At 57.0% G+C, this 14143-nt stretch carries 4 protein-coding genes and 4 pseudogenes; all 8 read right to left on the reverse strand.

Features of this window, described 5'->3' with window-relative positions:
* Window positions 1-109: 109 nt before the first annotated feature.
* The gene (locus GJ746_RS20860) at window positions 110-652 is read right to left on the reverse strand and encodes a hypothetical protein (protein ID WP_154681901.1); all 543 of its coding nucleotides are present in this window, start codon (window positions 650-652) and stop codon (window positions 110-112) included.
* 148 nt (window positions 653-800) lie between these two features.
* On the reverse strand, window positions 801-1181 hold the full coding sequence (locus GJ746_RS20865) for a DUF805 domain-containing protein (RefSeq protein WP_154681902.1): 381 nt from the start codon (window positions 1179-1181) through the stop codon (window positions 801-803).
* Between the two features lie 144 nt (window positions 1182-1325).
* Window positions 1326-2303 carry a hypothetical protein gene (locus tag GJ746_RS20870; protein ID WP_154681903.1) on the reverse strand — a complete coding sequence of 326 codons (978 nt, stop codon included), beginning with the start codon at window positions 2301-2303 and terminating at the stop codon, window positions 1326-1328.
* A 33-nt stretch (window positions 2304-2336) separates the two neighbouring features.
* Complete coding sequence (locus GJ746_RS20875) at window positions 2337-3119, reverse strand: OmpA family protein (RefSeq protein ID WP_227852713.1); 783 nt, start codon at window positions 3117-3119, stop codon at window positions 2337-2339.
* Between the two features lie 60 nt (window positions 3120-3179).
* Window positions 3180-6374 (reverse strand): annotated as a pseudogene (locus GJ746_RS25660) (YadA-like family protein); the annotation flags it as partial.
* A 300-nt stretch (window positions 6375-6674) separates the two neighbouring features.
* A pseudogene (locus GJ746_RS25665) lies at window positions 6675-7178 on the reverse strand (adhesin); the annotation flags it as partial.
* A gap of 18 nt (window positions 7179-7196) precedes the next feature.
* Window positions 7197-8936, reverse strand: a pseudogene (locus tag GJ746_RS25670) (adhesin); the annotation flags it as partial.
* A gap of 105 nt (window positions 8937-9041) precedes the next feature.
* Window positions 9042-14105: pseudogene (locus tag GJ746_RS25675) on the reverse strand (ESPR-type extended signal peptide-containing protein); the annotation flags it as partial.
* Window positions 14106-14143: the final 38 nt, after the last annotated feature.

The following is a 14143-nucleotide window of genomic DNA, read 5'->3' on the forward strand; positions in this document are numbered from 1 at the left end:
TTTATACACTCTGAATAACACCGCACGCTGAGTATCAGCCCCAACTAGCAGCCAGCAGCATATTTTATGGTGCTGACGCTTCCGCCAGCACCACCTTCACTCTCGTCGCTTAATACTTCAGCGACGAGAGTGCTGCTTCACCTACTATTTTGTATTTACTCTCCAGATCGTTTGTCACGTTAAACGCCACGTACATCATCTGCCCATTAAAAGAGGAGAGCTGCATCAGGTTGTAGATATAATTCCCCTCATCATCAGTCGGTGTATTAAATTCAATACGGTCCATTTTATGACCATTGATTTTCACGTGTGACACTGTTGGTGATAAAACACTTAACTGTTTTTTAAAAACTTCACTAACTTTTGAAAGTTCAGATTCTTTAATCTTATCTTTAGTGACGCTGAATGCAATTGTGACTTTGCTATCCACATTTTCCACATACCAGGCTTCCTGAGGACGATTTCTCTCCTCGGTATATTTTTCAGCAAGCAGATTCTGCGGCATTTTGACAAATTCAACCGGCAGCTCTATTGTCGCCTTACCGCCGAGAATTTTAACAACCTGGGTTTTATCCGCCGCTTGTGCCGCAGTTGAAAAAGCAAGCCCGGCAGAGCTGATTAACAGAGCACTAAAAAGAGTTCCAAATTTCATGACTAACTTCTCCATATATTAGGTATAGCGCTCCCGGCCTTTAATGATATTCAGGGATGAACTATCGAATCAGGCAGGGCAAGATCTCGGTTTATTTAATATATCAACTTATAATTATCGAGGATTTTCAGATCACTCGACAGGGTAGTTATCCCGATTTACTTTTTAACTCCAGCGGAGAAGGTCCAAATTCATTACTACCCTCCTGACTTTTCTTAAGCGTAAAGACCAACAGGATAATGGGACCTACCAGCGGCACAAGAAGAAGAAAGGCCCATTTCCCGTTTTTCCCAATGTCATGTAATCGCCTCACCAGAATGCAAATTGAAGGTCCTAAAAAAATAAAATAAAAAACTGTGGTAGCAAAATACCGGGCAGGGTTATCGGGGCTAAATTTCACACCAGCTGATATGTCGATTATAATCATTATTACACTGATTAAAAAAACAAACTTCCAGTATTCCCCCCGAGAAGCGCGCCCCCTCAATCGAAAATAGTCACCAAACCCTGATTTTTTAAGCAATCCCATAATTTAATCCTTTTACATACAGTACATAAAAAATGAAGTTAACCTTTGCCTATAGCAATAAATTACGTTTATTAATTTCGTAATAACCAAACCACGAATGAGCTCAGATTAACTTCAACAGTCATATAATAAAAAATCAGATAACTATTTCCTCCTCCCTTTCACCGGCGTTTTTTCTTCAACAACCGGCTCAGCCACCGCAACAGGGATATCCCGCAGGCTCAGATTAACAAAATGATCCTTACCGAGGATTTTGCCGTTACCCAGCCACTCAATACCGCGATAGGTCAGCCTCAACCCGGCATCGCTGCGGCGCAGGATATTTCCGCTGCCGTCCGACACCGCATATCCCGTCTCATTAAGCAGGTTCACGGTCATGGTTTGCGCCTGCGTATCGCGATACATCTGCTGTACGGAGTTCAGATAATCACCCGCCAGATCCGCCAGCGACTGCTTCACCCGGGCATCGACCATCGCCGCCGTCTGCGGCTGAGTCCCCAGATTCGTCGCCAGCAGCGCATACAGCTGGGCCGTCGCTTTCGCCAGCGCCACCTGCACCTTCACGTCCTGAGCGAATTTTGTCGTATCCCAGCTGACAGTTTGACGTTCAGTGGTCACCGTTTCGGTTTTTTGCTCTTCCCACACCTTCCATTTTGCCGGCGCGGGCAGCAGCTTCTCTTCGCTGACCTGCTCTTTCTTCACGCCGCGGTAGCGGACGTTATCCGGCGCATCGAACAGCGACGTCGCCAGGTACGACGCGCACACGCTCTGCTGCTGGCGGGTATCCCCGTGCACCAGAACGGACAGCGGACTGCCCTGCACCGGCACCGCCGCCACGTTCACTTTGCTGTTCTCCAGCGCCCGAATGATATCCGCCCGTACCCGGTCACCGCGCGCCATGTCGCACACCAGGCGCATCACCGGCTCGTTCACCTTACCATTGACCCTGGGCACCAGGCTGTTTAACGAATCGGTAATCAGGGTGTATGCCGGGATCGACATCACCGCCACCGTGGAGGTTGTCGTGGCTGTTGCTGCCGGGCTTTCTGCCGCCGCCATCCCTGACGCTGACAGGGAAGCCAGCATCACCATCAGTGCACTACGCTTAAGCTTTCCTTTCATTCCTTTATCCTCTTTAAATAAGACTTTGACCTGTTACTGCACGTCTATCGTGATGCGTCGGTTCGGCGCCAGGCAGGCGATGGTTGCGGCTGATTTGCCACCTTCACACTGCACCCGCGGCATTGAAGCGCCCATTCCGATAGAAGTCATGACATTCGCCGGCAGACCACTGGCGACCAGCACCCGCTTCACCGACTCCGCCCGGGCCTGCGACAGGCGCAGGTTGCTTTCGGCTGAGCCGAAACGATCGGTATGGCCGGTGATAGTTATCTGGCGCACGTCCTGCCCGGACTGACGAATCTCCGCCGCCATCTGGCGGATCTGCGCTTCCCCCTGAGCGCTTAACTGCGCGCTGGCAAAGGCAAACAGGGCTTCCGCGTTCAGTTCACGCTGCATGACCGCAGGCTTCGCCGGGGCCAGCTGCGTCAGGCAGTTTTCCGGCAGGAAGTGCGTATCGCCCACTTTCATGCTGCTGTCGTACAGCACCTTGTACTGGCACGTCACCACTGAACCGGCGGCGGTCGGGAAATGGAAGATATAATCCCACTCCTTAACCCGCATCACGCCTTCCTTAAAGTGCGGGACGCCCAGCAGCTCATACACCTGGGCTTTGCTCATCCCCGGCCTGATTTTCGCCAGCGCATTGACATCCGGGTAGCTGCCTTCCCCCCTGACCGCCGACGCCTTATCGGGGAATATCGGCATGGTGGCCTTCCCCTGCGCGTCCGGGTTGCTCAGGCTCCGGGTACATCCTGTCAGCAGCAGTACCGTACAGGCAGAGGCCAGCAGGCCTAACTTCATCTGTTTCATCATCATTTCTTCCTTTAAAGACCGGGACAGTGCCCCGCCACTATTGGCGGGGCCTCCTGCTGCCTGTTACCACTGATAACCCACGCCGATTGACGCACCGAAGTCGCCCTGACTGTTCGTGGTACCGGATATCTTCGTTACCCACTTACCGTTGTCAGAGATGGTCGACACACCCAGTGCAACCGCCGACTGACCCTGATAGGTACCCCCGCCCAGACCTACCATGCTTGCCCCCGGGGCATACGGCTGCGGCAGGCTGGACATCGCCATCGCACCCGCAATACCGGCGCTCAGCTTGTCCTTCTGGTCGTTAACCATGTTTTTCAACTGGTTAAACTGCTTGTTGGTGTAGTTAACCGATTCAGAGACACCCTGTTTCAGCTGACCGACGTTCACCGCATCGGTGATTTCCGTACCCGCTGCCACGTTGGTTACCTGGCGTTCGCCACCGGAGTAGCCCATCGAGACGCTATTTTCACGGTTAGCCACGGAGTTCGCGCCCAGCGCCACCGAGTTTTTGGCCGTCGCCGACGAACCGTTACCCAGCGCGACAGAGTTTGCTCCCGACGCCGATGCCTTCGTACCCACTGCCATGCTGTTGCTGCCGCTGGCTGACGATCCGGCACCACCCGCCAGTGAATCGCTACCGCTCACGGCAGGTTTGGCGTAGTTACTGGTGTTATTCACCTGGAACATACCGTCCTTACCGTTACTGATATTGCTCACGTTGTTGGTGATACTGCCGGTGGCATCTTTCAGCTGCGCCACGTTCACCGCATCGGTATCTTCCGTCCCCGCCGCCACGTTAGTCACCTGACGTTCATTACCGGCAGAGCCGACGGACACCGTGTTATCACGGTCAGCAACCGAGCCACTGCCCAGCGCCACCGAGTTGCTGGCGGTCACCGAGGCGTTATCGCCGATGGCCACGCTGCCGGTGCCCGATGCGCTGGCATTGTTACCGGTGGCGATAGCGCCGTTTCCGGAAGCCTGCGCGCCATTACCGGTCGCAATGCTGTTATCGCCGCTGGCCACCGTACCCTGACCCAGCGCAACAGCGTCTTTTCCGCTGGCGACCGCGTCCGGTCCGGTCGAGTTCACCTTCAGGTAACGCATGGTCGGCATAACCGTATTGTTGTAAGACTCCTCAATATTGGTGACCCGGTAATCAAGGTTCTCGACCTTCTGGTTAGTGGCATACAGCTGGCTGCCGTTCACCGCATCGGTGCTCTTCGCACTCAGCTCGCCTGCCGCCACGTTGGTGATTTTGTTCACCGTGGTGGAGCCATGGCTTGCCGAGAACGCGCCCAGATTCTCATCCCACAGCAGGGCATCACCTTTCAGGCCATCAACGTTGACGACGATGTTCTCCAGCGCCGTGTTGGTGGCATACAGCTGCGAGCCGTTCACCGCATCGGTGCTGGTCGCCGACAGACGACCCGCCGCGACGTTGGTGATGGTGCGCTCTGCCCCTTCACTGCCCACGCTCAGCGTGCTGGTCGGGTTCGCCCCGGCGAAAGCGTAGTCGGTGCCGCGCAGCGTCACCCCTGCCGTGCCCACTGCCGCTTCCGTCAGAGAACCTGCACCCAATGCGATATCACCGGCATTGTTCGCCACCGCACCCATCCCGATCGCCACCGAATCCAGCCCCAGCGCCTGCGAGTCTGCACCCGTCGAGTTGGCGTGGAAGTACTTGATACCGGTGTTGTAGATGTTCTGCACCGAATCGCCCAGATTGCTGATGTTCTGCGTGTTCTTCGCGATATTAGTGGTGTTCGTCGCCACCTGCTGGTTGGTCGCAAACAGCTGCGAACCGTTCACCGCATCGGTACTCTTCTCACTCAACTCGCCCGCCGCCACATTGGTGATCTTGTTCACCGCCGTATCGCCATGACTGGCCGAGAACGAACCGACATACTCGTCCCACAGCAGCGCATCCTTCTGCAGCCCGTCCACATCAATGTTCAGGTTCTCCACCGCCGTATTGGTGGCGTACAGCTGGGAACCGTTCACCGCATCGGTACTGGTCTCAGAGAGACGACCTGCCGCCACGTTGGTGATGGTGCGCTCGGCCCCTTCACTGCCCACGCTGACGGTACTGGTCGGGTTCGCCCCGGCGAAGGCGTAGTCGGTGCCGCGCAGCGTCACCCCTGCCGTCCCCACTGCCGCTTCCGTCAGAGAGCCTGCCCCGAGCGCGATATCACCGGCATTGTTCGCCACCGCACCCATACCAATCGCCACCGAATCCAGCCCCAGTGCCTGCGAGTCTGCCCCCGTCGAGTTGGCATGGAAGTACTTCGTACCGCTGGTGTAGATGTTCTGCACCGAATCGCCCAGATTGCTGATGTTCTGCGTGTTCTTCGCGATATTAGTGGTGTTGGTCTCCACGTTCTGGTTAGTGGTAAACAGCTGCGAACCGTTCACCGCGTCCGTACTCTTCTCACCCAGCTCGCCCGCCGCGACGTTAGTGATGTTATTCACCACCGTATCGCCGTGACTCGCCGAGAAGGCCCCTTTATCCGCATCCCACTGCAGCGCATCCTGTTCCAGACCGCCGACGCTGGTATGCAGGTTCTCCACTGCCGAGTTAGTCGCATACAGCTGCGAACCGTTCACCGCATCGGTGCTGGTCTCAGACAGACGACCCGCCGCGACGTTGGTGATGGTGCGTTCAGCCCCTGCACTGCCCACGCTGACGGTGCTGGTCGGGTTCGCCCCGGCGAAGGCGTAGTCAGTACCACGCAGCGTCACCCCTGCTGTACCCACTGCCGCTTCCGTCAGAGAGCCTGCCCCGAGCGCGATATCACCGGCATTATTTGCCACCGCACCCATACCAATTGCTACCGAATCCAGCCCCAGCGCCTGCGAGTCTGCCCCCGTCGAGTTGGCATGGAAGTACTTCGTGCCCTTCTCGTTAATGGTGGTGATCGTGTCGCCCAGATTGCTGATGTTCTGCGTGTTCTTCGCGATATTGGTGGTGTTGGTCTCCACGTTCTGATTGGTCGCAAACAGCTGCGAACCGTTCACCGCATCCGTGCTCTTCTCACCCAGGTCGCCCGCCGCCACGTTGGTGATCTTGTTCACCGTCGTGTCGCCGTGGCTCGCCGAGAAGGCCCCTTTATCCGCATCCCACAGCAGCGCATCTTTCTGCAACCCGCCGACGTTGTTGTTCAGGTTCTCCACCGCCGAGTTGGTCGCGTACAGCTGCGAACCGTTCACCGCGTCGGTGCTGGTCTCAGACAGACGACCCGCCGCCACGTTAGTGATGGTGCGTTCAGCCCCTGCACTGCCCACGCTGACGGTGCTGGTCGGGTTCGCCCCGGCGAAGGCGTAGTCAGTACCGCGCAGCGTCACCCCTGCTGTACCCACCGCCGCTTCCGTCAGAGAGCCTGCCCCGAGCGCGATATCACCGGCATTTTTTGCCACCGCACCCATACCGATAGCGACCGCGTCCTGACCCAGCGCCTGCGAGTCTGCACCCGTTGAGTTGGCGTGGAAGTACCTGGTGCCTTTCTCATTAATGGTGGTCACCGTATCGCCCAGGTTGGTGATGTTCTGCGTGTTCTGCGCGATATTAGTGGTGTTGGTCGCCACCTGATCGTTGGTTGCCTTCAGCTGCGAACCGTTCACTGCATCGGTACTGCCGTCTTCCAACGCCCCTTCAGCCACATTGGTGATCTTGTTCACCGTGGTATCGCCGTGGCTCGCCGAGAAAGCCCCTTTATCCGCATCCCACAGCAGGGCATCTTTCTGCAGCCCGCCGACGTTGTTGTTCAGGTTCTCCACCGCCGAGTTGGTCGCGTACAGCTGCGAACCGTTCACCGCATCGGTGCTGGTCTCAGACAGACGACCCGCCGCCACGTTGGTGATGGTGCGTTCACTGCCCACATCCCCCACGCTCACGGTGCTGGCCGGATTGGCCCCGGCGAAGGCGTAGTCGGTGCCGTTAATGCTGGCACCCGCTGTACCCACTGCCGCTTTCGTTACCGAGTTCGCGCCCAGCGCCACATCGTTAGCGTTATTGGCAATCGCCCCCATACCGATAGCGACAGAGTCCTGGCCCAGCGCCTGCGAGTCCGCACCCGTCGAGTTGGCATGGAAGTACTTGGTGCCGGTGTTGTAGATGTTCTCCACCGAATCGCCCAGATCGCTGATGTTCTGCGTGTTCTTCGCGATATTGGTGGTGTTCGTCTCCACGTTCTGATTGGTCGCAAACAGCTGCGAACCGTTCACCGCGTCCGTGCTCTTCTCACCCAGGTCACCCGCTTCCACATTGGTGATCTTGTTCACCGTCGTGTCGCCGTGGCTCGCCGAGAAGGCCCCTTTATCCGCATCCCACAGCAGCGCATCTTTCTGCAACCCGCCCACGCTGTTGTCCAGGTTTTCCAGTGCGGTATTGGTCGCAAACAGCTGCGAGCCGTTTACCGCATCGGTACTGGTCTCAGACAGACGACCCGCCGCCACGTTAGTGATGGTGCGTTCACTGCCCACATCCCCCACGCTCACGGTGCTGGTCGGGTTCGCCCCGGCGAAGGCGTAGTTGGTGCCGTTAATGCTCTCACCCGCCGTACCCACTGCCGCTTTCGTTACCGAGTTCGCCCCCAGCGCCACATCATTGGCGTTATTGGCAATCGCACCCATACCGATAGCGACAGAGTCCAGACCTGTTGCCGTGGAATCTGCGCCTGTGGAATTGGCGTGGAAGTACTTGGTACCGGTGTTGTAGATGTTCTCCACCGAATCGCCCAGATCGCTGATGTTCTGCGTGTTCTTCGCGATATTGGTGGTGTTCGTCTCCACGTTCTGGTTGGTCGCAAACAGCTGCGAACCGTTCACCGCGTCCGTGCTCTTCTCACCCAGGTCACCCGCAGCCACGTTGGTGATCTTGTTCACCGTCGTGTCGCCGTGGCTCGCCGAGAAGGCCCCTTTATCCGCATCCCACAGCAGGGCATCTTTCTGCAACCCGCCCACGCTGTTGTCCAGGTTCTCCAGTGCCGTATTGGTCGCAAACAGCTGCGAGCCGTTTACCGCATCGGTACTGGTCTCAGACAGACGACCCGCCGCCACGTTGGTGATGGTGCGTTCACTGCCCACATCCCCCACGCTCACGGTGCTGGTCGGATTGGCCCCGGCGAAGGCGTAGTTGGTGCCGTTAATGCTCTCACCCGCCGTACCCACTGCCGCTTTCGTTACCGAGTTCGCCCCCAGCGCCACATCATTGGCGTTATTGGCAATCGCACCCATACCGATAGCGACAGAGTCCAGACCTGTTGCCGTGGAATCTGCGCCTGTGGAATTGGCGTGGAAGTACTTGGTACCGGTGTTGTAGATGTTCTCCACCGAATCGCCCAGATCGCTGATGTTCTGCGTGTTCTTCGCGATATTGGTGGTGTTCGTCTCCACGTTCTGGTTGGTCGCAAACAGCTGCGAACCGTTCACCGCGTCCGTGCTCTTCTCACCCAGGTCACCCGCAGCCACGTTGGTGATCTTGTTCACCGTCGTGTCGCCGTGGCTCGCCGAGAAGGCCCCTTTATCCGCATCCCACAGCAGGGCATCTTTCTGCAACCCGCCCACGCTGTTGTCCAGGTTTTCCAGTGCCGTATTGGTCGCAAACAGCTGCGAGCCGTTTACCGCATCGGTACTGGTCTCAGACAGACGACCCGCTGCGACGTTGGTGATGGTGCGTTCCTTACCTTCACTGCCCACGCTGACGGTGCTGGTCGGGTTAGCCCCGGCGAAGGCGTAGTCGGTGCCGTTAATACTCTCACCCGCCGTACCCACTGCCGCTTTCGTTACCGAGTTCGCCCCCAGCGCCACATCGTTAGCGTTATTGGCAATCGCACCCATACCGATAGCGACGGCATCATCACCCAGAGCCAGTGCTTCGGTCCCCTTAGAGTTGGCCTTGAAGTACTTGACTTTGTTATTTAACTGACCGACGTTCACGGCATCTGTATCATCCACACCCTCGGCCACATTGACGATTTTGTTACCAGCGACATCCACCTTCTCTTTGGTGAACATCGGCCCGTTCTCGATGGTCAGCCCGTCGGTGTTCATCACCGTCTTGCCGGTGGTCACCGACTCAAACGCCGCGTTATCCGCCAGCTTGATGGTCAGGTCGCCCTTCTCATCCAGCTCCGTCAGCACATTGCCCGCCGAGTAGGTCTCGCCCTCACCCGTCGCCCCGCCGCCGAGGATACGCATCGTCTCACCCAGCTTACGTTTGGCGTTCTCACCCTGGTTGGCCGCAAAGGTCAGCGGAGAGTCCGTCAGCTCGCCGACGCTGTTGTTCAGGCCTTCCAGTGCGGTATTGGTCGCGTACAGCTGTGAACCGTTCACCGCCTCGGTGCTCTCTGCCGACAGCAGACCCGCCGCCACGTTAGAGATGGTGCGTTCACTGCCCACATCCCCCACGCTGACCGTACTGGTCGCGTTTTTGCCAGCAAACTCATAGGGCTTACCGTTGATTTTAACGTCGTTCTGCCCCTTCGCTTTCGCCGTCACCGAATCCGCGCCCAGCGCCACATCGTTAGCGTTGTGCGCGATAGCGCCCATACCGATGGCCACAGAGTCCAGACCCACCGCGTCAGCTTCATCCCCGGTAGAGTTGGCTTTGAAGTACTTGGTCCGGTTGTACAGCTGGGAGCCGTTCACCGCATCGGTACTGCCGTCTTTCACCTCGCCCTCGGCCACATTGACGATTTTATTACCGGCGACATCCACTTCAGTTTTGGTGAACTTCGGCCCGTCCGTGATGGTCAGCCCGTCGCCGGTCAGCACCGTGGTTTTGTTCTCACCCACGTTCACCGTGGTGAAGTCCGGGTTGTCCGCCATCAGCAGCTGCAGCTTATCGTCCACCACCGCCGTCTTCAGGTTGGCCCCGCTGTAGTCACCCTCTGTGCTTCCGGCACCCAGGATATCCACCGTCGAGCCCAGCGTTTTAGCCACCTTGCCGTCATTACTCTGGAAGGTCAGCTCACTGTTCGCCACCTTCTCCAGCTGGCTCAGGTTCACCGCATCAGTGCCCTGCTTACCGTCTGCCACGTTACTGAGCCTGGTGCCGCCGGTCTCTGTTTCCGGATCATAGGCCTCGCGGCCGAGAGTGATGCTGCCGTAGTTCACCGTGCCGTCTTCACGCACGTCATACCGCACCGCCTGGTTGCCCAGACGGTCCACCGCCGTGTTGGTCGCAAACAGCTGTGAGCCGTTCACCGCCTCGGTGCTCTCTGCCGACAGCAGACCCGCCGCCACGTTGGAGATGGTGCGCTCTGCCCCGTCTTTGCCCACGCTCACCGTGCTGGTGACGCCCTCACCGGCACCGGCAAACTCATACTCTTTACCGTCGAGCAGCAGTTTATCCTGCCCCTTCACGTCACCGGTCACCGAGTTCGCCCCCAGCGCCACATCACCCTCGTTACGGGCAATCGCGCCCATACCGATGGCCACAGAGTCCAGACCCGCAGCGTCGGAGTCATCTCCCTCAGAGTTGGCATTGAAGTATTTGGTGCCCGCCTTCAGCTGGCTCAGGTTCACCGCATCACTGTCCTGCTTGCCGTCCGCCACGTTCGCGATGGTGGTTCCGCCTGTCTGGTCTGCCGGGTTATAGGTGTCGCCATCAAGGGTGATACGGTTGTAGTTGACGGTCTCCGTCCCGTCTTCCGCTTTATCCACGCTATACCGCACCGCCTGGTCGCCCAGACGGTCCACCGCCGTGTTGGTCGCAAACAGCTGCGAGCCGTTCACCGCCTCGGTGCTGTCATCTGCCAGCAGACCCGCCGCCACGTTAGAGATGGTGCGTTCGTTGTCTTTACTGCCCACGCTCACCGTGCTGGTGACGCCCTCTCCGGCACCGGCAAACTCATACTCTTTACCGTCGAGCAGCAGTTTATCCTGCCCCTTCACGTCACCGGTCACCGAGTTCGCCCCCAGCGCCACATCACCCTCGTTACGGGCAATCGCGCCCATACCGATGGCCACAGAGTCCAGACCCGCAGCGTCGGAGTCATCTCCCTCAGAGTTGGCATTGAAGTATTTGGTGCCCGCCTTCAGCTGGCTCAGGTTCACCGCATCACTGTCCTGCTTGCCGTCCGCCACGTTCGCGATGGTGGTTCCGCCTGTCTGGTCTGCCGGGTTATAGGTGTCGCCATCAAGGGTGATACGGTTGTAGTTGACGGTCTCCGTCCCGTCTTCCGCTTTATCCACGTCATACCGCACCGCCTGGTCACCCAGACGGTCCACCGCCGTGTTGGTCGCAAACAGCTGCGAGCCGTTCACCGCCTCGGTGCTGTCATCCGCCAGCAGACCCGCCGCCACGTTAGAGATGGTGCGTTCGTTGTCTTTACTGCCCACGCTCACCGTGCTGGTGACGCCCTCTCCGGCACCGGCAAACGTGTATTTTTCCCCGTCAAGCGTCAGGGTCTTCTGCCCCTTCACGTCACCGGTCTCTGAGCCAGCCCCCAGAGCAACTGAATTTTCATGGTTCGCTTTCGCGCCGGCGCCTAATGCAAGACTACTGGCTTCCGTCGCTTCAGCGGAATCGCCCAACGCTGTTGAAGACATAGCTACCGCGGAGCTGCTCATACCAATTGCCAGTGCACCTCCTTGTTTAGCAAACGCAAGTGTACCAAAGGCCAATGCACCATCAATATGGGCTTCAGCCCCTGTACCAATGGCAACGGTGTTCGCCCCGCTTACTTTTGAAAAAGCCCCTAAGGCCACGGTGTCGCTACCAGCAGCATTGGAGTCGTGCCCGATTGCAACACCGCCCGATGAATTGTTAAAAGCCTCTGTACCTATCGCGATAGCATCCAGCCCGGCAACGGTTACCCCGCTACCTATAGCAACTGAGTATTCACCCGTATTGGTTGTCGCTTTTCTGGTACCAATTACTGCACCATTCTTGTCTAATGTTGATGTCAGCCGCTCTCCGGTTTTGTCGCTCAGGATTATAGCCTGCCCTAACGACGTTGAGCCCTCACCCGTCGCCTCTACATAAGAACCCAGCGCGATGCTTTCATGTCCGGAGGCTTTGGCAGCGACACCGCCGATAGCTACCGAGCTTGTCTCGATACTCTCGGCCTCCCGGCCAATGGCGATTGCAGAAGATCCTGAGGCCTTAGACTCCGTTCCAACGACGATACTGTTAGCCGATGTGGCAATAACACCAGCACCCAGCGCGATAGCGCCACCACCACTAGCAACGGTTTTAGTTCTTGAGATTTCTACACCAGCAGCGTTGTATACAGGAATGCTGGATCCTATAGCCAGTGACTGGGAGCCACCAGCCTCGACCTCACGACCAATGGCGACAGAATCAGTGTAAGCCTTAGCTTCGCTCCCTATCGCCGTCGCGTAGTCGTACCCGGCGCTTGAACTTTGCCCTAAGGCCATGGCGCTCATACCGGTGGCACTCGCCTTCTGCCCCAGTGCCGTGGATTTCAGACCGGTAGCTTCAGCCTCAGTACCAATTGCTGTGGCGTTCACAGCATTTACCTTAGATTCAAGCCCGATTGCGATACCGCCTATCGCCTCTTTGCTCGCAACGGCCAGCGTACCCATTGCGATACTATCCAGCGCCTGAGCCTTCACCCCGCTACCTACAGCAACAGAGTATTGACCAGAGGCAGCTGTTGCGGTCCTTATTCCACCGGTGCTTGTTGTATCTAGACGCTCTCCATCGGCGTTCCTTATTACCGCCTGACCTAACGCCGTTGAGCCATCTGCACTCGCTTCCACATAAGAACCCAACGCGATGCTTTCACGTCCAGAGGCTTTGGCAGAAACCCCACCAATTGCTACTGAGGTTGTCCCGGTACTGCTGGCCTGTTGGCCAATGGCAAGTGCTGAAGTCCCTGTAGCATCGGAAAGCGTTCCTATTACAACGCTGTTCGCCGAAGTAGCAGACACACCAGCCCCCAGAGCTATAGCACCATTACCCGTTGCTGTTGTTTTTACCACTACCTCTTTTTCTTCACCTGCCTCATTTTTAACAATTTTTGTTGTGGTTGCACCTATAGCCACAGACTGATAGCCAGTGGACTCAACACCTTGGCCTACAGCAACAGAACCCGTTTTTGTTGCGTTAGCATCCGCGCCAAGTGCCGTAGACTGGATGCCTGTAGCCATCGCATAGTTTCCTAAAGCAACACTCTGCCCACCGCTAGGGTCCTTGACCTGGTTCAGAGGGTCACCGACATGACCAGCTCGGCTTTCCATACCAATCGCTATACTAGAATCGTATAAAGTCTGAGCATTATTACCAATCGCTATCGAATGGTCCGTTGATGCAGTTGCATATGTGCCCACAGCTACTGACCTTGTTGCTGTTTTAGATTGCGCACCAATAGCAATACTGTTCGTACTTTCCTCGGGCTTGGGATTCCCCTCATCATCAGTAATGCTAGCTTTCTGAGCTGCATCTGTGTTTGCTTGCGCATTCAAACCAAAAGCTATGCTGCTATTACCGGAAGTAGAAGCATTAAGGCCAATAGCTGCAGAGTACGTACCAACCACTTTACTATCCATACCAATAGTAATTGCACCCAGTCCTGCAGCTGCGGCGTTAGTCCCTATGGCTATACTATTGCTTGCAGCTATTCCCTTGCCGTCACTAATAGCCTTGGCACCATTGCCCAAAGCGATAGAACCTGTAGCCTGAGCTACGGCCATATTGCCAATAGCCGTTGTTTCGGACGCCTGTGCCGAAGCGCCATTACCAATAGCGGTATTTGATGCCACATTCGCATCACTGGTTGGCGTGACCACCACCCCTTGAGTCGCGCCCCCAGTAAGAACAGACGATGCATTCACCATCCATGCTCCCGCCGTCCCCGGGATCCCCACCAGGGTGACGCTCAGCAATGCAACGGGCAGTGCCCGGCGCGCCCTTCTTAAACCGGACTTACCTTTACCTCTGGCTTTCGCCAGCTCGCTGACCGCCACCCATAAACCCAGGCTCGCGTTCCAGACTAAACGATATACTGTATTCATTGTTTCCCCCTGGTCTTTTAAATAAAAGACTGGTTTAT

It is taken from the genome of Klebsiella oxytoca, from assembly GCF_009707385.1.
In the GTDB taxonomy this organism is placed as follows: domain Bacteria; phylum Pseudomonadota; class Gammaproteobacteria; order Enterobacterales; family Enterobacteriaceae; genus Klebsiella; species Klebsiella oxytoca_C.

Excerpts from the sequence above, each read along its gene's own strand:
- GJ746_RS20875 (WP_227852713.1), bottom strand. The coding sequence starts at position 3,119 with ATGATGATGAAACAGATGAAGTTAGGCCTGCTGGCCTCTGCCTGTACG.
- GJ746_RS20870 (WP_154681903.1), bottom strand. The coding sequence starts at position 2,303 with ATGAAAGGAAAGCTTAAGCGTAGTGCACTGATGGTGATGCTGGCTTCC.
- GJ746_RS20865 (WP_154681902.1), bottom strand. The coding sequence starts at position 1,181 with ATGGGATTGCTTAAAAAATCAGGGTTTGGTGACTATTTTCGATTGAGG.
- GJ746_RS20860 (WP_154681901.1), bottom strand. The coding sequence starts at position 652 with ATGAAATTTGGAACTCTTTTTAGTGCTCTGTTAATCAGCTCTGCCGGG.